Here is an 18545-nt window from a genome sequence, read left to right as displayed (position 1 = left end):
TGCCCCATCCGTGCGGCATATGCGCTATGGAACCCCCTCGTGGTGCGGTCCGGGGAGTGTGTGCGCCGCCCCAGTTCGGGTGCGGCGAGCACACGGCGTGTGACCCGGATGGCGCCACCGCGCGCGCCCCGTCCGCGCGCCCCCTCTCGCACCGAGCCCGCGCGCCCCCGCGGCTCCCGCCCTGCGGTACCGCCCTGACCAGCGCACTCTGAGGGGGAGACCTGCCCCGGAGCGGGGCAACCGTCAGGAAGCGAGCGCGTGTGGAGCGGGTGGTGACGGCCGGGGGGCCGCTGGACTGGTCGCTGGTGGCCGGAACCGTACCGGTCCTGGTGCGGGCGCTCGGCGCGCTGGGGCTCGCCGTGCTGCTTTTCTCGCGGGACCGCCGCTGGTGGACGCGGCTGCTGCCCGCCGCGCTCGTGCTCGCCGCGCTCCTGTCGTTCCTGGTCCCGGTGGTGGTGGACGACTGGTGGCAGCCCTTCCCCGACGCGCTGCCGACCGACGTGGTGGTGTGGATCGGGGTGGCGGTCCTCGGCGTGTGCCTCGCCTTCTTCCGGATGCCGACGCTGCGCCTGCGCGGCCGGGCCGGGGCGCTGGCCGCCGGGGCGTGCGTGGTGCTCCTCGGCCTCTGCGAGGTCAACATCCACTACGACAACTACCCGACCCCGCGCACCCTGCTCGGGCCGCAGGACACCGTCGGCTTCAAGGAGGCCGCCGGGCGCGCGGAGCCGCTCGTCGAGGTGCCGCCGGGCAAGGCGGTGTCCGAGGTCTGGCGGGCCCCGGACGGCCTGCCCGCCAAGGGCACGGTGTCGAAGACCCCGATCCCGGGGACGAGGTCGCACTTCGACGCCCGGGACGCGTACGTCTATCTGCCGCCCGCCTACCAGGCGTCCCCGCGGCCGCCGCTGCCCGTGCTCGTCCTGATGGCGGGGCAGCCGGGCTCGCCGGAGGACTGGATCACCTCGGGGCAACTGCCGGACATGATGGACGACTTCGCCGCCGCGCACGCGGGCCTCGCGCCCGTCGTGCTCGTCGTGGACCCGCTCGGCGGCTCCTTCGACAACCCGCTGTGCATGAACTCCCGGCTCGGCGACGTCCAGACGTACCTCGCAGAGGACGTGCCGCACTGGGCGGCCACCCACCTCCAGGTCGCCTCCGGACGCGCGCACCGGGCGATCTCCGGCCTGTCCAACGGCGGGACCTGCTCGCTCCAGATGGCGGTGAACGCGCCCGGCCGGTACGGCTCCTTCGTCGACATCTCCGGGCAGGACGAGCCGACCCTCGGCAGCCGCGAGAAGACCGTCGACGCGGCCTTCGGCGGCGACGAGAAGGCCTTCGAGAAGGTCAACCCGCTCGACGTGCTCGCGCGCGAACGCTTCCCCGACACCTCGGCCGTCTTCGTCGCGGGGAAGGACGACTCCACCTACCGGCCGCAGGCGCTCAAGGCGTACGCGGCCGCGAAGAAGGCGGGGATGAAGGCCGCACTCGTCGAGCTTCCCGGCGGTCACAGCTGGCAGGTGTGGCGCCCCGGCCTCCAGGAGCACCTGGGCTGGATCGCGTCCCGCACGGGCCTCACGCCGTGATCGCGTGCGCCCGCGCTCCCAGCTGCCGGAACGACGTTGACGGAAACGGAACGTCGCTGACGGAAAACGATCCGGAATAGCGGTTCCTGACGGGTCAAATCGCCCTGCCACATGGCAAGTTCAGTATGCCTTCACCCGATCGGGCAACCCTCGAACACCTACGCCACGTCTGGTCCCACGAGGGCAGCGCGGAGGCAGTGAGTCCGCCGCCCCGCCCTCGGAACCACCGATTCAGTTATCGCTTGCAAGGAGATAGACATGGCTGCCATCGACGCCCCCTCCACCCCCCTGGAGCTGTTCCTCATCACCACCCTCTTCGACGGTGGCCACATCGCCCCCGCGATCGAGGAGCTGCGCGCGGCCGGCCTCGGCGACAAGGTCGACTCCTGGGTCGGCACGGGCGAGAACCAGCCCCTCGCCGCCGACGAGCTGACCAAGGCGCTCGGTGACAACATCGCCCGCATCGCCGCCCTCCTGGGGCTCGGCGCGGACGAGGTCGCCGAGAAGGCCGCGGCCGCCCTTCCGGTCACCTTCGACGCCCTGAGCCCGGAGGGCAAGGTCGTCACCCAGTAGGGCGCACCGCCCGGCTGATGCCCTTGTTCCGCTGATCCCGATCCGCTGAACGACGCGCCGCCCGGTGTCCGTGACCCTCGTCGCGAGGGGCACGGCGCCGGGCGGTTCTCGCTGTCCGGGCCAAGCGCGCCACGCCGTGGTTCCCCTGTCCGGCCCACAGGAATGCCCCGTTCGCACGACAGCGATCGCGGCGCATCTCCGGCCTACCTAGCGTTCACCGCATCGAGGTGCGTATCAGGCGCCGGCGGAAGAAGGTCCGCGGCCGCTCCTCGGGGACCCGGAGGATTCGCCATGCGCGCGATACGCGTCGCCTCGGCCGCCCTGCTCACCACCGCCGCCCTGGCCCTCACCGCACCCACCGCGGGCGCGGCCGTCGCGGGCGACGAGAACATCACCTCGTTCGGCTTCCGCGTCACGCCCTCCACGATCGCCGCGGGCGGGCAGGTCACCCTGAGCGTGGACGGCTGTGAGAACAACACCAAGGTCACCTCCGGCGTGTTCGACGACGTCACCATCCCCAAGGGCCAGTCGTCGGCCACCGCGCACGTCTTCTGGGACGCCAAGCCCGGCGCCATGTACGAGGTGACGTTCACCTGCGGCCAGGAGTCGGGCAGGACCGACCTCACCATCGCCACCGGCAGCGGCCGCTCCAGCCCCGGCACGCACCACTCCAGGGGCGTCCACGCGGGCGTCGGCGGCAGCGCGGGCGGGTTCGACGGGCACCAGATCGCCGTGGGCGGCGCGCTGATCGCGGGCGTGCTCGGCACGGCGTACTACTGGACGCGCCGCCGCACGGACGCCGACCACACCTGATCCCCGGTCACACCGCCCCGTACTCCCGGGGCACACACGGCCGACCGGCCCGGCGCGGAAGGGGACGCGCCGGGCCGGTCGTGGTCTGTTCACACCCGGTTCTCGGACCGGCGCCGCATCCAGAACACACCGCCGCCGACCACGGCGGCGGCCACCAGGGCCCCGCCGATCGCGATGTCGGTGCTGGTCGCACCCGCCGTGGTACTGCCGCCGAGGCCGCCGCGGGCGGCACCGTGGATGACGGTGAAGGCGTGCGGGCGGGTGAGCGGCGGCTTGCCGTGGCAGTGCGCGGTGATGTCGTAGGCGCCGGGGTGGGCGTGGTGGTTCACGGTGACGGTGGCGCTGGACGTGGTGCCGCCGGGGATCTGCTTCAGATCGGTCTTCGGGAAGGCGGGCGACTCGACGCTGCCGGGGTGGTCGCAGCCGTCGACGGTGACCGTGAGCTGGCCGCCGCGCGCGATCACGCTGGGCATGGCGACGATGTTGCTGGGTCCTGCCCAGGCGGCGGCCGTCGGCGCGGCGAGGCCGACGACGGCGCCCGCGGCGACGACGGCCGCCAGTGCTCGAGAGTTACGCATGGAATTCCTCCGCGAGAGGCACCCCGGGGAAACCATTTCCCCGGTCGTTCGGCGAGAGCGCCCTCAGACAGACCCTCAGACGGGGTGCGTACAGGCGCATTTCGGGGATCGTCCGTCCTGGTGAGAGGACACGCCGGGATGTGTCCGTACGCGTGGCCATCACCGCAGGTCACGGACCGTCAGAAAAAACCTGTGGGCGGCGACTCGGATGGCGCAGACCGCCTTGTCCCGCCACCCGTTCGCGCCCGCCCTTTCGCATGCCGCGCGCGCTGCACTTAGCGTTTTCGTACGTGCCACGGACACGGCGGGAACGCCGGGTCGAGAGGGGATAGGGAATGTCGTCGTCCCAGCCGTTCGAGCCCGCGAAGCAGTCTGCTGACACGGCCACGTTCGAGGAGTGCGAGGAGGAGCGGCCGCGCAAGCGCGCGCCGTGGGGCGCGATGGCGCTCGTGCTGCTCACCGGGCTCGCGCTGATCCGCAACGGCTCCGGCGAGTTCGACGTGGGCCCGCCGCAGCCCGCGTCGGCCGCGGCGGCGGACCGCGCGCCCGCCGAGGCCGACGGCGCCCCCGCGCCCCTGGCGTTCTCGGCGGCGGACCGCGTCCGCGTCAAGGCGATCCGCGTGGACGCCCCCGTGATGGCGGTCGGGCTCGACGCGGAGGGCTGGGTGGACGCGCCGCCGCCGGACGACCCGAATCTGGCCGGCTGGTTCACGGGCGCGGTGTCGCCGGGCGAGAAGGGGACGTCCGTCCTGGTCGGGCACGTGGACAACCAGCAGGGGCCCGCGGTGTTCTACGGCCTCGGCTCGCTCAAGAAGGGCAACCGCGTCGAGGTCCGGCGCCAGGACGGGCGCACGGCCGTCTTCGAGATCTACGGCATCGAGGTGTTCGCCAAGAACGACTTCCCCGGCCATCGCGTGTACGGCGACACGGGCGTGCCCGAGCTGCGCGTCATCACCTGCGGCGGCGGCTTCTCCAAGCAGAGCGGCTACGACGGGAACGTGGTGGTGTTCGCCCGCCTGGTCGACGTGCGCTGAGCCTCGGGGCGCGGTGCTCATACGCGATAGCGGCTCGGCACCGTGAGGTGGAATCCGGCGTCCAGGAGCTCGGGCAGATAGGTGTCCAGGGCGTGCACGCTCTGGGTGCGGTCGCCGCCCGCGTCGTGGGACAGGACGACGACGCCGGGGCCCGCGCCGTTCAGGACGCGCTGGACGATGGTGCCGGTGCCGGGGGTGCGCCAGTCGAGGGTGTCGACGGTCCAGGCGAGCGGTTCCATGCCGAGCTCGGCGCCGAGGTGGAAGGCCGCGCGGTTCCAGGCGCCGTAGGGGGCGCGGAACCACAGCGGGGGCGTGCCCACGGTGCGCTCCACCACCTCGCAGGTGCGCTCCATCTGCTCGTGGATCGCGGCCCTGCCCAGGGACGGAAGCAGCGGATGGCTCCAGGTGTGGTTGCCGATCACGTGCCCGTCGTCGGCCATCTGCCGCAGCAGGTCCGGGCTTTCCGCCGCCATCTCGCCGCACACGAAGAACATCGCGCGGGCGTCGTACCGCCGCAGGGTGCGCAGGATGGCCGGGGTGTAGCGCGGGTCGGGCCCGTCGTCGAAGGTCAGGACCATGGCGCGGGCGCGGCCCGGAAGCCGCAGGATCGGCGCCCTGCGCACGGCGGGGCGGGCGGGCGCGGCGCGCCGCGGCCCGGGTCCGGTCATGGGCCGCAGCCGGTACGCGGAGGGCTTGCGGGCACGGAGGGCCCCCGGCCCCGCGGCGGGGGTGGCCGTCCGCCCCGGGGCGCCCGCGCGCTCGGCGCCGACGCAGCCGGTGGTGGCGGCGAGTCCGGCGACGGCGGCGCCGCGAAGGAGCGCGCGACGCCCCGGAGGCAGTTGATCGTCTTTCATGACTAATGCCTCGCACGGCCGAAGCCCCGGGCCTCTCAGCAACACTGCGCCGACGGCCGAATACACCCGATCGGACCAGCCCGGGCAGCGCCCCGAAGGGGCGCGGGGCTCTGCCCATATGCGGCTCCGCCGCGTGGGCGCGACCAGCCACGACGCACCGGCAGGCGACCGACGGCCCATCGCAGCAAATCCAGCGAAGCGTCAACGGCGGCGGACCAGGGGGAACGGGAGCGTCTCGCGAATGGTCAGGCCGGTGAGGAACATGACGAGCCGGTCGACGCCGATGCCGAGGCCGCCGGTGGGCGGCATCGCGTACTCCAGGGCGTCGAGGAAGTCCTCGTCCAGCTCCATGGCCTCCGGGTCGCCCCCGGCGGCGAGCAGCGACTGCGCGGTCAGGCGGCGGCGCTGCTCGACGGGGTCGGTCAACTCCGAGTAGGCGGTGCCCAGTTCGGTGCCGAAGGCGACGAGGTCCCAGCGCTCGGCCAGGCGCGGGTCCGCGCGGTGCTGGCGGGTCAGCGGGGAGACGTCGGTGGGGAAGTCCTTGTAGAAGGTGGGCAGCTGGGTCCGCTCCTCGACGAGCCGCTCGTACATCTCCAGGACCACGTCGCCGCGCCCGTCGTCGGCTGTGTACGGCACGTGGGCGCGGTCGCACAGGCGGTGCAGGCGCTCCAGCGGCGTGTCGGCGTCGAGCTCCTCGCCGAGGGCCTCGGACAGCGCGCCGTGCACGGTCTTGACGGGCCAGGGCCCTGAGATGTCGTACTCCTGGCCGTCCTTGCGGGCGACGGGCGTGCCGAAGGCGGCGGTGGCGGCGCCCTGGATCAGCTCGCGGGTGAGGTCGAGCATCACGTCGTAGTCGGCGAAGGCCTGGTAGGCCTCCAGCATCGTGAACTCGGGGTTGTGCTTGTACGAGACGCCTTCGTTGCGGAAGGTGCGGCCCATCTCGAAGACCTTCTCCAGGCCGCCCACGCACAGCCGTTTGAGGTACAGCTCCGGGGCGATGCGCAGATACAGGTCGAGGTCGTAGGCGTTGATGTGGGTGGTGAAGGGCCGGGCGTTGGCGCCGCCGTGGATCTGCTGGAGCATCGGCGTCTCGACCTCCAGGTAGCCGCGGTCGAGCAGGCCCTGGCGGAGCGCCTGGACGGCGGTGGAGCGGGCCCGCACGACGTCGCGGGCGGCGGGGCTCGCGACCAGGTCGAGATAGCGGCGGCGCACCTTGGCCTCGGGGTCGGCGAGGCCGCGGCGCTTGTCGGGAAGGGGGCGCAGGCACTTGCCGGTGAGCTGCCAGGAGGTGACGAAGACGGTGAGCTGGCCGCGGTCGCTGCGGCCGACCTCGCCGGTGGCGGTGACGTGGTCGCCGATGTCGGTGCGGGCGGTGAAGGCGTCCAGGACGGCGGGGCCCGAGCGGTCGCGGGTGAGGGCGAGCTGGAGGTCGCCGGACCAGTCGCGCAGGACGGCGAAGACGACGCCGCCGAAGTCGCGCACCAGCATGACGCGGCCCGCGACCGTGACCCGCTCCCCCACCAGGTCCGGGCCGATCGCGGCCAGTTCGTGGGTGCGCGGCGGGATGCCCACCGGGTAGGGGTCGACGCCTTCGGCGCGCAGCCGCTCCAGGGCCCGGTGGCGGATGCGGACCTGCTCGGGCAGCGCGTCGAGGGGGTCGAGCCCGGCGTCGGCGCGGCCGCCGAGGCCGAGCGCGGCGATGGACGGCAGGCCCTCGGTGGTGGCGGGCTTGGTGACGCCCCGGGGCTTGTGGCCCTTGCCCCAGAGCTTGCGCAGCGAGGGCACGGAGACGAAGCCCTCGGCGATGCCGGAGGCCAGGCCGATGCGGGCGAGCGAGCCGGTGTCGCCGTAGCAGAGGAACCGCGGGTACCACTCGGGGTGGTACTTGGCGTTGGAGCGGTAGAGGGCCTCCAGCTGCCACCACTTGGAGAAGAAGAGCAGCAGCTTGCGCCACAGGCGCAGGACGGGGCCCGCGCCGATGCGGGCGCCCTCCTCGAAGACGGAGCGGAACACCGCGAAGTTCAGCGAGATCCGCCGTACGCCGAGCTTGGGCGCCACGGCGCACACCTCGGCGACCATGAACTCCATGACGCCGTTGGGCGCACTGCGGTCGCGGCGCATCAGGTCGAGCGAGATGCCGTCCCTGCCCCAGGGCACGAAGGACAGCAGGGCGAGCAGCTTGCCGTCGGGATCGAGGGCCTCGACGAGCAGGCAGTCGCCGTCCTCGGGGTCGCCGAGCCGGTCGAGCGCCATGGAGAAGCCGCGCTCGGTCTCGGTGTCCCGCCAGGCGTCCGCCCTGTCGACGATCGCCTCCATCTCCTCGTCGGTGAGGGTGGCGTGGCGGCGGACGCGGGCGGTGGCGCCGGTGCGCCGGACCCGGTTCACGGCCTGGCGCGTGACGCGCATGTCGCGGCCGTCCAGGTCGAAGTCCGGCACGTGCAGGATGGCCTCGTCGCCGAGCTGGAGCGCCCCGAGCCCGGCGCGGGCGAAGGCCGTCGCGCCGTCCTCGGACGCGCCCATCACGGCGGGCGCCCAGGCGTAGCGCCGGGCCACGTCGAGCCAGGCGCCGATGGCGTGCGGCCAGGCCTCGCGGTCGCCGACGGGGTCGCCGCTCGCCAGGCAGACGCCGGCCTCGACGCGGTAGGTGACGGCGGCCTTGCCGCTGGGCGAGAAGACGACGGCCTTGTCGCGCCGGGTGGCGAAGTAGCCGAGCGAGTCCTGGTCGCCGTAGGCGCCGAGCAGGGCCCGGATGCGGGGCTCCTCGTCGCCGTGCAGGGCGGCTTCCATGCGCTGGGAGCGGAAGAGCGTGGCGGCGGCGTTCAGCAGCGCGAGGGCGCCGAACAGGCCGAGGAAGAAGTACAGCGGGCGCGGCGGTGAGCCGTCGAAGTAGTCGTGGCCCTGCAGGAGGCCGCCGCAGACCCGGTTCGCCGCCCACAGCAGCCGCTCGCCGCGGGGCAGCGTGCCGGGGAAGAGCTCGACGAGGCCCCAGCCGAGGAGGACCGCGATGCCGAGCCCGGCGGCGAGCACGGCGACGGCCCGCCACAGGGCGCCGCGGCGCGAGTCGGCGTAGAACTCGGCGCGCGCCAGGATCAGCACGACGAGCGCCACGCCGCAGACGACGAAGGACGGCAGCGACTCGCCCCAGTAGCCGAGGGCGAAGCCGAGGACGTCGAAGGCGACGAGGAGGCCCAGATAGACCACCACGAGCCACCAGGCGACCTTCTTGCGGGCCGCGATGGCCGCGGCGAGCAGGAAGAGGAAGACGGCGTAGGCGAGGTTCGGGCTGACCGGCACGGTGAGCTGGTCGAGGAAGCGGATCACGGGCCGCAGCAGCCGCCGCAGCGGCGCGATCACGGCGAGCACCGCGCAGCACAGGCCGAGGGTGCCGAAGAAGGCCGCGAACACCTCGGGCACGCGGTTGAGGCCGCTGACGCGGAGGCCGCCGGGGCGCGTGCCGCCCGCGGCGCCCGGCTCCTGCACGGTGGCACTCATGGTCACGACTGTAAGAACAGGTGGGGCGCGCCGCCCGTCGAAGGCCCGGAGCGGTGAGGCCGCCGGACCGCGGAACGGGGTCCTCCGATAGCCTCGGAAGCGTGACCGAAGAGCCGATTCAGCAGCCGTCCCAGCAGTTCGAACGGGGCACCGACGGCCCCAAGGTGATCGTCGTCGGTGTCGACGGCTCGGATTCCTCGCTGCGCGCCGCGGCATATGCCGGTGGCCTGGCCCGACGGCAGCGGGCGCTGCTCGCCGTGGTGTACGTCCAGCCGGTGCTCGCGGCGGGCGCCGCGCTCGGGGCGCCGGTCGCGGAGACCACCGACGAGATCGCCGAGGGTCTGATCGCCGAGATCCGGGACGCCACGGAGCGCGTGAAGGGCATATTCGACGTGCGCTGGGAGTTCCACACCTTCCGCGGCGACCCGTACAACGGCCTGGTCACGGCCGCCGACGAGCTGAAGGCCGACGCCGTCGTGGTGGGCGCGTCCGAGCAGGCGGGCCACCGCATCGTCGGCTCGGTGGCCGTGCGTCTGGTGAAGGCCGGGCGCTGGCCGGTCACAGTGGTGCCGTAGGGCCGACCGGGGGAACCTCGCCCGCGCGAAGGGGGCGCGCCGACGCGTGGTGCGTGGTGTCTTCCGCGCCGGATGCGCCTGAGCCAGGATGATCCGCCAGCAGCCGACCGCCGTCAGCGAAGAGGTGAGGCTCATGGCCGGACTACGGATGGGGCAGGGCGTCCTGCGGCGCAAGCCCATCGAGCACATCGAGGAGACCGAGGCGGGCGGCGGTGGCACGCGGCTCACCCGCTCCCTCGGCCTGTGGCAGCTCACCGCGATCGGCGTGGGCGGCATCATCGGCGCCGGGATCTTCACGCTCGCCGGGACCGTGGCGAACGAGAAGGCCGGGCCCGCGGTCCTCATCTCGTTCCTCATCGCGGGCGTCGCCAGCGCCGCCGCGGCGTTCTCCTACGCCGAGTTCGCGGGCCTGATCCCCAAGGCGGGCTCGGCCTACACCTACGGCTACGTGGTGCTCGGCGAGATCACCGGCTGGTTCATCGGCTGGGACCTGCTCCTCGAGTACACGGCGATCGTGGCGGTGGTCGCGATCGGCATCTCCGGGTACTTCAACTTCCTGCTGAACGAGATGGGCGCGGACCTGCCGAACTGGATGCTGGGCGCGCCCGGCACCGGTGACGGCCACAAGGTGGACCTGTTCGCCGCCGTCCTGTGTCTGTTCATCGCGTACATGCTCACCCTCGGGATCAAGAACGCGGCGCGCTTCGAGATGGTCGTCGTGGTCCTGAAGGTGCTCGTCGTCCTCCTCGTCATCGGCGTCGGCTTCTTCCACGTGGAGACCGGCAACTACTCGCCGTTCTTCCCCTTCGGCGTCAGCGGCGCCTTCACGGGCGCGGCCACGGTGTTCTTCGCCGTCTTCGGGTACGACGCGATGAGCACGGCCGCCGAGGAGTCCAAGGACGCGCAGCGCCACATGCCGAAGGCCATCCTGTACTCGCTGGCGATCTCGATGGTCCTGTACGTCCTCGCCTGTCTGGTCCTGACGGGCATGCAGGACTACAAGGACATCGACCCGGAGAGCGGCTTCTCCTCGGCGTTCAAGGCGGTGGGCCTGAGCGGGCTCGCGGACGTGATCGCGGTGGGCGCGATCATCGGCATCCTCACGGTGATGTTCACGTTCATGCTGGGCTGCACGCGCGTGTGGTTCTCGATGAGCCGCGACGGGCTCCTGCCGAAGTGGTTCGCCAAGACGCACCCGACGCGGCACGTGCCGACGCGCGTGACGTGGATCGTCGGGTTCGCCTCGGCCGCGATCGCCGGATTCCTGCCGATCGGCGAGGCGGCGGAGCTGACCAACATCGGCATCCTGCTGGCCTTCGTCGTGGTGTGCATCGCGGTGATCGTGCTCCGCTACAAGCAGCCCGACCTGCCGCGCACCTTCCGCTGCCCGGGCATGCCGGTGGTGCCCGCGATCGGGGTGGTCTTCTCGATCTGGCTCATCACGTTCCTGGAGTGGCAGACCTGGGTCCGCTTCGCGGTGTGGTTCGCGGTGGGCCTGGTGGTGTACTTCGCGTACTCGTACCGCAAGTCGGAACTCGCCCGGAGCGAGCGGGGCGAGCCGCGGGACCCGGGTCCGGCCGCGTGAGCTCCCTCAGGGGGTGAGGAGGTCCACGACGGCGCCGGTGAGCCCGCTGACGACGGCGCTCACGAAGTCCACCACCCACTGCCCGAGGTCGGTCGGGACGACGAGCACGACGAAGAGCAGCACCACGGCCGCCATCAGCAGGTCGCCGGACCGCCCTCCGGTTAGCGCGTGGCCGCGCACGCGCAGCACGATGACGACGGCCAGCAGGAACGCCACGTTGATCGACATGCTCACCCGGCAGGCCTCCCGTCAGGCGTGGCACCGGCGCGGCGCCGGACGCACCCCACCCTTCCTGCATAGCCATAGCGGGGCGCCGAAGGGGTGGCTTTACCCGTGATTGACGGTGAAAAGCCACCCCGAGGCTGGAATCGTGGGACGTCTGGGCGAGGGCCCGCGCCCCTTCGGCCTCAGGGGGCGGCCCTCACTTCCCCATCACCAGACCGTCCTCGGCGGCACCGCGGCTCAGGACGACACGGCGGATGCGGTCGCGCACGTCCCGTACGTCGGCGCCCCGGTCCAGGGCCGCGTTGAGGTTGACGACGCGTCCGGCCCCGGTGTCGAACCAGTGGGGGACGAACTCGGCCTTCGCCACCTCCCAGCGGCCGCCGGGTGCCGCGGGCGGGGCGAAGGTGAAGCGGCCGACAGTGCCCTGGTTGCCGCGCGGGTCATGGGCGCCCGCGTGGTTGATCATGTCGCCCGCGATCTGGTCGCCCATGCCGTAGACGACCCAGGTGCCGTTGACCTTCTCGTACGCCTGCGGCACGTGGGCGTGGGTGCCGAGGATCAGGTCGATGTCGGGGCGGCCCGCCGTGCGCGCGGCCGTCAGCTGGCGGCCCAGGCGCAGCTGCTGACGGTCGGGCGCGTCCTGCCATTCGGAGCCCCAGTGCAGCGAGACGACGACCACGTCGGCGCCCGCCGTCCGGGCGGCGCGGGCGTCGGCGACGATGCGCTCGCGGTCGATGAGGTTCACCGACCAGGGCCTGCCCTGGGGCAGCGGGATGTCGTTCGTGCCGTACGTGTAGGCCAGCTGGGCGACCTTCGCGCCGCCCGCGCGCAGCCAGGCGGGCGAGCGGCCCTCGGTGGCGGTGCGGCCCGACCCGGCGTGCTTGATGCCGGCCTTGTCGAGCGCCGCGAGGGTGCGGTGGATGCCGGCGGTCCCGGCGTCGAGGGTGTGATTGGAGGCGGTGGAGCAGGCGTCGTAGCCGGTCGCCTTGAGGCCGGTGGCCACCTGCGGCGGGGACTTGAAGGTGGGGTAGCCGGTGTAGTCGCCGTTCGCGCCGTACACCGTCTCCATGTGACAGATCGCCAGGTCCGCGGGGGCGACGACGCGCCGGGCGCCCGCGAGCATCGGCGCGAAGTCGTAGCCGTCGCCGCCCGCGTCCGCCCGGGCCTTGCGGATGATCGAGGCGTGCGGCAGGACGTCGCCGGAGGCGACGAGCGTGAACGGGCGGGACGCGCCCGTGCTGCCGCCCGCCGCGGAGAGGGCGGGCGCGGGCTGCTGCCGGGAGTCCCGGCGCTCGTCGTGGTCCGGCGCGGCGGGGGCGCCGCAGGCCGCGGTGGCGGCGGCCACCGCGGCCGCGAGGAGGGCCAGGGCCCGGTGGGAGGGGTGCGGGTGCCGGGCGGCGGCCCGGATGCGCTGTGTCATCGGCCTGTCTTCCATCCGAGGGGAACATAGGGGGAACATATGAGGGGAAATCAGATAAACAGATACGGATGGTGGGACAGGTGGTGGTCAAGGACCAATGCCGCCCATATCACTGAAACGGACCTCAACGCAGCGTGATCTGAGCGGAAAAACACAGAGGCGCCGACCTGCGACGAAACCGCACGGATGGTCAAGGCTCGGCAAAGTGCCTTGCTCAGCACCCCCGTTGGGTAATCGTCTTGGCTCATCCGTGTTCCGGGTTGGGGGGCCAGAAGCCGGTGACGCACACACGGAGCCTGGAAAGCTAGGAAGGCGGAGCGTGATGCTGCACGAGAGCACGGGCGGCACCGGAGGCCCCAGCGGAGACGAGCTGACGGTGCCGATGGCGTGGCTGTACGCCGAGTACATCGCGGACGAACTGCTGCGCACCGGTGACCTGATGCCACCGACGTCGTTCGAGTACCGGGCGGGGCGCGACGCGCTCGCGCTCACGATCTTCCTGTCGGACACGCGCGGCGAGCTGTCCGGCATCCGCGTGGTCTCGCAGCTGGAGACATGGCTGTCCCTGACGGCCCACGACGAGGAGTGGCAGGACTGGGTGCGCGAGCGCATGGACGGGGCCACGGCGGACGCGATGGCCGCGCGCGGGCCCGCGCCCGACCTCGTGCTCGCCGAGGCCGCGTGGCGCTGGCTGGAGGAGACCGAACTCCTCGCCCCCGACCTGGACGCGGTGCCCGGCGGCGGTCCCGCCGGGCCCGGCGAGGACGACGTGCCGAAGGTGTGGACCCCGGCATGGCAACTGGGGCTTCCGCTCGGCCACTTGGCGATCCAGCTCTTCTGACCGCCGCTCGGCGGGCGTCGGCGGGGCCGGTCCCGGCCGCCCCGGCGCCGCGCCGCGCGCGGTCGGCCGGCTCCGGGTGCGGCGTTCGGCCCGTTGAGTGATTCGGTGGCCGCTTCCGTACGGAAGGGCAGGCACGGAGCACCCCCACCGACAAGGAACGTCATGAGGTCCCTGGAGCGCCACCGCGACGCCGGAGCCTATGCGCTCGGCGTCCTCGACCGGGCGGACGCGTTCCGCTTCGAGGACCACCTCATGGACTGCCCGCACTGCCGGGCCGAGGTCGACGAACTCGCCCTGCCCGCGCGGATGCTGCGCGCCCACGGCCGGGAGCTGCCGCCCGTCCCCGACCCGCTGCTGCTCGACCGCCTGCTCGGCGAGGCCGCGCGCTCGCGGCGCCTCCGGCGCAGGGCCTGGCTCGGCGCCGTGGCGGCCGGTCTGGCGCTCGCCGCCGCCCCCACCGCGGCCGTGCTCAACCCGGCGGATCCCGCCCCGCTGCGCGCCGCCGCGACCGACGCGCGCGGCGACCTCGCGGCCGTCCTCACCGCCCGCCCGTACGCCTGGGGCACCGCGGTCGACCTCCGGGTGCGGGACGCGGCGGGGCGGCGCGTCTGCGCCCTCGTCGCCGTCGGGGTCGACGGCGCCGAGGAGACCGTGACGACCTGGCGCGGCGCGGGGCGGGCGCTGACGACGCACGGCGGCACGGGGCTCGGCCCCGACCGCATCGACCACTTCGAGGTACGCGCCGCGGGCGGAGCCAGGCTGCTCACCCTCCGCCCCCACTGACGTGGGGCAACCCCGGCACAGGGGACCGGGGTTGCCTCTCCGCCCCCTGCTTCCGGGCCGCTGCGGCTACTTCAGGAGCCGCGACATGCGGCGGTCGGCCAGGGGCTTGCCGCCCGTCTGGCACGTCGGGCAGTACTGGAGGGACGAGTCCGCGAACGACACCTCGCGGATGGTGTCGCCGCAGACCGGGCACGGCTCACCGGTGCGGCCGTGGACGCGCAGGCCCGACTTCTTCTCCGCCTTCAGCCGGGCGGCGGCCAGGCCGTGGGCGCGGGCCACCGCCTCGGTGAGGGTGGCGCGCAGGGCGGCGTACAGACGGCTCGTCTCCTCGGCGGTGAGACGGTCCGCGCGCTTGAAGGGGGACATGCGGGCGGCGTGCAGGATCTCGTCGCTGTAGGCGTTGCCGACGCCCGCGATCAGGCTCTGGTCGCGCAGCGCGCCCTTGAGCTGGCGCGGCGCGGAGGCGAGGAGGTCCGCCAGGCGCTCCTCGGTGAAGTCGGCGGCCAGCGGGTCCGGGCCCAGACGGGCGATGCCGGGGAGCGCCCCGGGCGCGTCCGTCACGTACACCGCGAGGCTCTTCTGCGTGCCCGCCTCCGTCAGGTCGAAGCCCGCGCCGGTCTCCAGGGCCACGCGCAGGGCCAGCGGGCCCTTGCCCGGCCGGGGCGCGCCGCTCGGCAGCGGGTCCTGCCAGCGCAGCCAGCCCGCCCGCGCCAGATGCGTGACGAGCCACAGGCCGTCCGCGTCGACGGCCAGGAACTTGCCGTAGCGGGCCACACCGGTGACGGTCCGGCCTTCCAGTGCCGTCACCGGCGGGTCGTACGTCTTCAGGACGCTCACCGCGACGGGCAGCACGCGGACGATCTCGTGCCCGGTCAGCTCGCCGCCGAGGAACTCCCGCAGCGCCTCGACCTCCGGCAGTTCCGGCATCGCTCACCTCTCGTCGCGCCGCGCGTCCCTGTCAGCATCCTCGCGCCCCGGGAGGCTCGCTGCATCCGCGGCCGGGACCGGCCGCTCTCCCCTGTCGAGGGCGCGCACCGTCTCGGCGCGGTGCAGCTTGTCGGGGTTGCGCATGCCGTACAGACCGGTGATCCGGCCGTCGTGGATCTCGAAGGCGAGCAGCCAGTCGAGCGCGCCGTCGACGACGAACCGGGCCGCGGGCATGCCGTTGTACGTGGCGTGCTCGAAGCTGGTCGTGTCGGTGCCCGCGCGGGCCACGCCGAGGGCGAACCGGGCGACGTCCTCGCGGCCGGTGATCGGGCGGCGGGCCGCGGTGACCTTGCCGCCGCCGTCGGAGAGCACCACGACGTCGGGCGCGAGGAGGTCCATCAGCGGCTGCACCTCGCCGCTGGCCGTCGCGAGCAGGAAGCGCCCGACGACATCGCGGGTCGCGGCGGAGTCGGGTTCGAAGCGGCGCCGCCGCGCGTGCACGTGGCGGCGGGCGCGGTGGGCGATCTGCCGGGCGGTGGCCTCGGTCTTGCCGATCGAGGCGGCGATCTCGCCGTGCGTGTAGCCGAACACGTCATGCAGGACGAACACCGCGCGCTCGGTGGGGTTCAGGGTCTCCAGGACCAGCATCATGGCCATGGACACCGACTCGGCCAGGATCGCGTCGTCGCTCACCTCGGGCGCAGTGCGGATCGGCTCGGGCAGCCACGGGCCGACGTAGTCCTCACGCCGTGCCCGCACCGAGCGCAGGTGGTTGAGGGCCTGCCGGGTCACCACGCGGACCAGGTAGGCGCGCGGGTGCTCGACCTCCGCGGGGTCGACCGCGCGCCAGCGCAGATAGCTCTCCTGGAGCACGTCCTCGGCGTCGTCGGCGCTGCCGAGCATCTCGTAGGCGATGGTGAACAGCAGCGGGCGGTGTGCGGTGAAGGCGTCCTCGGCCATGCGGTTCCTCTCCTGACCGGCCTCGCGGTCGCGCGGTTCGTTTCCTGACCGCCCATCGAGACACGGCGCGGCGGGAAACCGTGACAGCGCGGCGCTGTGATCTCCTTCACGCCCGCGGGTCAGGCCGCGCCCCGCACCGGGACGACGAACTCGCACCACACGCACTTGCCGCTCCCCCGCGGGTCCACGCCCCACACGTCCGCGAGCCGGTCCACGAGCAGCAGGCCGCGCCCCGAGACGCCGTCGTCGGAGGCCTCGCGCAGGCGCGGCAGCGCGCTGGAGGAGTCCTCCACGTCCACGCGCAGGCGCCGGTCGGCGCCGCTGACGACGCGCAGGGTGACGATGGCGGGCCCGTCGGTGTGCATGAGGGCGTTGGTGATCAGCTCGTCGGCGGCCAGCTCGATCTCGTCGGCCCGGCCCCGCGCGCCCCAGGCGCGGACGGCCGCGCGGATCATGTGCCGGGCCTCCGCGAGCCCTTCGGGGTCGCCGGGAGCGACGTGCTGCTTGAGCCGTCCGCCGGAGCGCGGCGCGTCCACCGCGACGCGGCGCAGCAGGAGCAGCGCCGCGTCGTCGTCGCCCCGGCCGTCGTCGACGCGGCCGCACAGCAGGTCGGCGAGGCGCTCCAGGTCGCGAGGGCCGGTGCTGACCAGTTCGGCGAGCGCGCGGGTGCCGTCGTCGAGGTCGGCCCCCGGCTCCTCGACGAGGCCGTCGGTGTAGAGCAACAGGGTCTGCCCGGGGTCGAGTTCGTGGGTCGTGACGGGGTAGTCGAGCCGCCCGAACTCGGCGGAGAGGCCGAGCGGCAGGCCACCGTCGACGGGCACCCGGCGGCAGGTGCCGTCGGTGAGCCGGCACAGCGGGTCGATGTGCCCGGCGCGCACGAGCTGCACCACGCCGGTGGACAGGTCGGCCTCGGCGTACAGACAGGTGGCGAAGCGGTCGGTGTCCAGCTCGTGCAGGAAGCCGGAGGCGCGGGCCACGACGGTGGCGGGGGTGTGGCCCTCGGCGGCGTACGCGCGCAGCACGATGCGCAGTTGGCCCATGACGGCGGCGGCGTGCGTGTCGTGGCCCTGTACGTCGCCGATGACGGCGCCCACGCGGCCACCGGGCAGCGGGATGACGTCGTACCAGTCGCCGCCGACGTCGCGGCCGAGGGCGGCGCTGCGGTAGCGCACGGCGATGTCGGCGCCGGGCACGCCGGGGATGGTGCGCGGCAGCATGGCCTGCTGGAGCCCCTGCGCGAGGTCCTTCTCCTGTTCGTAGAACATGGCGCGCTGGAGGCTCTGGGCGATGCTGCTGCCGAGCGCCACGATGACGTTGCGCTCCTCCTCGGTGAAGCCGGTCCTGTCCTGGTAGAGCAGGCCGAGCGCGCCGATGGGCCGGGCCTGTGCGATCAGCGGCAGATAGGCGGCCGCGGTGATGCCCAGGTGCTCGATGTGCGGCCACAGGATCGGGTACGAGGACGCGAAGTCGTCCGGCGACTCGATGAAGCGCGGGGAGAGCGTGCGCACGGTCTCGCTCATCGGGTACGGCTCGTCGACCCGGGTGACGCGGGTGCCGGCCACGTAGCTGCCCGAAGGGCCCTCGGCGACGAGGCGGATGCGCCCGGACTCGACGAGGCCCATGACGATGTTCGACGCGCCGAGGTTGGCCAGGCCGTGCTTGTCCTTCAGGACGTCGATGACGTCGGCGACGGTCCGGGCGTGGGCGAGGGCCGCCGTGGTGTTCTGCACGATGCTCGTGCGGCGGCGCCGGTCCGCCTCCGCCTCGACGCGTTCGCGGTGGGCCGTCCGCTCGCTCAGCTCGCGGGTGGCGTCGCGCACGATGCCGACGATGCGCAGCGGGCGGCCGGTGGCGTCGCGCAGGATGTGGCCCTGGGTGTGGGTCCAGCGCAGGGTGCCGTCGCGGCGGCGGACGCGGAAGTACGCGCCGTAGGTGCGGCTGCCGTCCTTCATGGCCTGCGAGACCTGGCTGTCCAGGCGGTGGGCCTCCACGGGCGGCACCCGCCCGGCGAGGCTCTCGGGCCGGTTGTCGAATTCCTCGGGGCGTACGTCGAACAGGGCGAGGGCTTGCTCGTCCAGGTACAGCAGCCTGCTGTCCAGGTCCCAGTCGAAGCTGCCCATGCCGAGTCCGGGACCGTACTTGGCGAGGAAACAGCAGGTGGCGGCGGATGCGGAGCCGCCGCAGCAGCGCCGCATGGCCGCCTCGACACCTTCCGTGCCCGCGTCCATGGGCCAACGCTAGGCGCACCCGGGGGCGGCCGCATGTGCACGGCGTCGTCCCTGGTGGGGGCGGTCTTCGGGGGTCA

16 protein-coding genes are annotated in these 18545 nt (G+C 73.3%); 8 read left to right on the top strand and 8 right to left on the bottom strand.

Annotated features, from left to right (window positions below):
* The first annotated feature begins 260 nt into the window (after positions 1 to 260).
* The 3 genes from CP982_RS35615 (at position 261) to CP982_RS35605 (ending at position 2966) form a co-directional block, all read left to right on the top strand.
* Positions 261 to 1580 carry an alpha/beta hydrolase gene (locus CP982_RS35615; RefSeq protein WP_170316560.1) on the top strand — a complete coding sequence of 440 codons (1320 nt, stop codon included), beginning with the start codon at positions 261 to 263 and terminating at the stop codon, positions 1578 to 1580.
* Positions 1581 to 1838: 258 nt separating this feature from the next.
* Positions 1839 to 2153 (top strand): YidB family protein, encoded by a 315-nt coding sequence (locus tag CP982_RS35610; protein WP_150514232.1) that lies wholly within the window; start codon positions 1839 to 1841, stop codon positions 2151 to 2153.
* 291 nt (positions 2154 to 2444) lie between these two features.
* Complete coding sequence (locus CP982_RS35605) at positions 2445 to 2966, top strand: hypothetical protein (protein ID WP_150514231.1); 522 nt, start codon at positions 2445 to 2447, stop codon at positions 2964 to 2966.
* 89 nt (positions 2967 to 3055) lie between these two features.
* On the opposite strand, the gene CP982_RS35600 is transcribed toward CP982_RS35605, so the two are convergent.
* Positions 3056 to 3544: a hypothetical protein gene (locus CP982_RS35600; RefSeq protein ID WP_150514230.1), complete on the bottom strand. Its 489-nt coding sequence runs from the start codon at positions 3542 to 3544 to the stop codon at positions 3056 to 3058.
* Between the two features lie 440 nt (positions 3545 to 3984).
* Here CP982_RS35600 and CP982_RS35595 point away from each other — a divergent pair, with 440 nt between their 5' ends.
* Positions 3985 to 4578: a class F sortase gene (locus CP982_RS35595; protein WP_184925401.1), complete on the top strand. Its 594-nt coding sequence runs from the start codon at positions 3985 to 3987 to the stop codon at positions 4576 to 4578.
* A 17-nt stretch (positions 4579 to 4595) separates the two neighbouring features.
* On the opposite strand, the gene CP982_RS35590 is transcribed toward CP982_RS35595, so the two are convergent.
* Both CP982_RS35590 and lysX read right to left on the bottom strand, forming a co-directional pair.
* Complete coding sequence (locus CP982_RS35590) at positions 4596 to 5432, bottom strand: polysaccharide deacetylase family protein (protein WP_150514228.1); 837 nt, start codon at positions 5430 to 5432, stop codon at positions 4596 to 4598.
* 201 nt (positions 5433 to 5633) lie between these two features.
* The gene (gene lysX / locus CP982_RS35585; RefSeq protein ID WP_184925360.1) at positions 5634 to 8924 is read right to left on the bottom strand and encodes a bifunctional lysylphosphatidylglycerol synthetase/lysine--tRNA ligase LysX; all 3291 of its coding nucleotides are present in this window, start codon (positions 8922 to 8924) and stop codon (positions 5634 to 5636) included.
* Between the two features lie 101 nt (positions 8925 to 9025).
* Between lysX and CP982_RS35580 the strand changes: the two genes are divergently transcribed.
* Both CP982_RS35580 and CP982_RS35575 read left to right on the top strand, forming a co-directional pair.
* Entirely contained in the window at positions 9026 to 9499 is a 474-nt protein-coding gene (locus tag CP982_RS35580) for a universal stress protein (protein WP_150514227.1), read from the top strand.
* A 133-nt stretch (positions 9500 to 9632) separates the two neighbouring features.
* Positions 9633 to 11084, top strand: coding sequence for an amino acid permease (locus CP982_RS35575; RefSeq protein WP_150514226.1), 1452 nt, complete (start codon positions 9633 to 9635; stop codon positions 11082 to 11084).
* Positions 11085 to 11090: 6 nt separating this feature from the next.
* Here the strand turns inward: CP982_RS35575 and CP982_RS35570 are convergent, their stop codons facing one another.
* Together CP982_RS35570 and CP982_RS35565 are read right to left on the bottom strand one after the other, a co-directional pair.
* A complete protein-coding gene (locus CP982_RS35570; protein ID WP_144322147.1) occupies positions 11091 to 11318 on the bottom strand; it encodes a hypothetical protein in 228 nt (75 codons plus the stop codon).
* A 187-nt stretch (positions 11319 to 11505) separates the two neighbouring features.
* Positions 11506 to 12729 (bottom strand): CapA family protein, encoded by a 1224-nt coding sequence (locus tag CP982_RS35565; RefSeq protein WP_229878992.1) that lies wholly within the window; start codon positions 12727 to 12729, stop codon positions 11506 to 11508.
* Between the two features lie 322 nt (positions 12730 to 13051).
* On the opposite strand from CP982_RS35565, the gene CP982_RS35560 reads away from it, so the two are divergent.
* Together CP982_RS35560 and CP982_RS35555 are read left to right on the top strand one after the other, a co-directional pair.
* Positions 13052 to 13570 carry a hypothetical protein gene (locus tag CP982_RS35560; RefSeq protein ID WP_150514225.1) on the top strand — a complete coding sequence of 173 codons (519 nt, stop codon included), beginning with the start codon at positions 13052 to 13054 and terminating at the stop codon, positions 13568 to 13570.
* Between the two features lie 162 nt (positions 13571 to 13732).
* Entirely contained in the window at positions 13733 to 14353 is a 621-nt protein-coding gene (locus CP982_RS35555; protein ID WP_150514224.1) for a zf-HC2 domain-containing protein, read from the top strand.
* A 66-nt stretch (positions 14354 to 14419) separates the two neighbouring features.
* On the opposite strand, the gene CP982_RS35550 is transcribed toward CP982_RS35555, so the two are convergent.
* The 3 genes from CP982_RS35550 to CP982_RS35540 form a co-directional block, all read right to left on the bottom strand.
* On the bottom strand, positions 14420 to 15280 hold the full coding sequence (locus tag CP982_RS35550) for an Fpg/Nei family DNA glycosylase (protein WP_150514223.1): 861 nt from the start codon (positions 15278 to 15280) through the stop codon (positions 14420 to 14422).
* A gap of 3 nt (positions 15281 to 15283) precedes the next feature.
* Positions 15284 to 16240 (bottom strand): RNA polymerase sigma-70 factor, encoded by a 957-nt coding sequence (locus CP982_RS35545; RefSeq protein WP_150514222.1) that lies wholly within the window; start codon positions 16238 to 16240, stop codon positions 15284 to 15286.
* 119 nt (positions 16241 to 16359) lie between these two features.
* Positions 16360 to 18468, bottom strand: a complete 2109-nt coding sequence (locus tag CP982_RS35540) for a SpoIIE family protein phosphatase (protein ID WP_150514221.1) — start codon at positions 18466 to 18468, stop codon at positions 16360 to 16362.
* Between the last annotated feature and the right edge of the window lie 77 nt (positions 18469 to 18545).

This window comes from Streptomyces spectabilis (genome assembly GCF_008704795.1).
Taxonomy (GTDB): domain Bacteria; phylum Actinomycetota; class Actinomycetes; order Streptomycetales; family Streptomycetaceae; genus Streptomyces; species Streptomyces spectabilis.
Note: the sequence above shows the minus strand (reverse complement) of the source record. Positions and strands in the feature narration are given on the sequence as shown.

Excerpts from the sequence above, each read along its gene's own strand:
- CP982_RS35610 (WP_150514232.1), top strand. The coding sequence starts at position 1,839 with ATGGCTGCCATCGACGCCCCCTCCACCCCCCTGGAGCTGTTCCTCATC.
- CP982_RS35605 (WP_150514231.1), top strand. The coding sequence starts at position 2,445 with ATGCGCGCGATACGCGTCGCCTCGGCCGCCCTGCTCACCACCGCCGCC.
- CP982_RS35600 (WP_150514230.1), bottom strand. The coding sequence starts at position 3,544 with ATGCGTAACTCTCGAGCACTGGCGGCCGTCGTCGCCGCGGGCGCCGTC.
- CP982_RS35595 (WP_184925401.1), top strand. The coding sequence starts at position 3,985 with ATGGCGCTCGTGCTGCTCACCGGGCTCGCGCTGATCCGCAACGGCTCC.
- CP982_RS35590 (WP_150514228.1), bottom strand. The coding sequence starts at position 5,432 with ATGAAAGACGATCAACTGCCTCCGGGGCGTCGCGCGCTCCTTCGCGGC.
- lysX (WP_184925360.1), bottom strand. The coding sequence starts at position 8,924 with ATGAGTGCCACCGTGCAGGAGCCGGGCGCCGCGGGCGGCACGCGCCCC.
- CP982_RS35575 (WP_150514226.1), top strand. The coding sequence starts at position 9,633 with ATGGCCGGACTACGGATGGGGCAGGGCGTCCTGCGGCGCAAGCCCATC.
- CP982_RS35565 (WP_229878992.1), bottom strand. The coding sequence starts at position 12,729 with ATGACACAGCGCATCCGGGCCGCCGCCCGGCACCCGCACCCCTCCCAC.
- CP982_RS35560 (WP_150514225.1), top strand. The coding sequence starts at position 13,052 with ATGCTGCACGAGAGCACGGGCGGCACCGGAGGCCCCAGCGGAGACGAG.
- CP982_RS35555 (WP_150514224.1), top strand. The coding sequence starts at position 13,733 with ATGAGGTCCCTGGAGCGCCACCGCGACGCCGGAGCCTATGCGCTCGGC.
- CP982_RS35550 (WP_150514223.1), bottom strand. The coding sequence starts at position 15,280 with ATGCCGGAACTGCCGGAGGTCGAGGCGCTGCGGGAGTTCCTCGGCGGC.
- CP982_RS35545 (WP_150514222.1), bottom strand. The coding sequence starts at position 16,240 with ATGGCCGAGGACGCCTTCACCGCACACCGCCCGCTGCTGTTCACCATC.
- CP982_RS35540 (WP_150514221.1), bottom strand. The coding sequence starts at position 18,468 with ATGGACGCGGGCACGGAAGGTGTCGAGGCGGCCATGCGGCGCTGCTGC.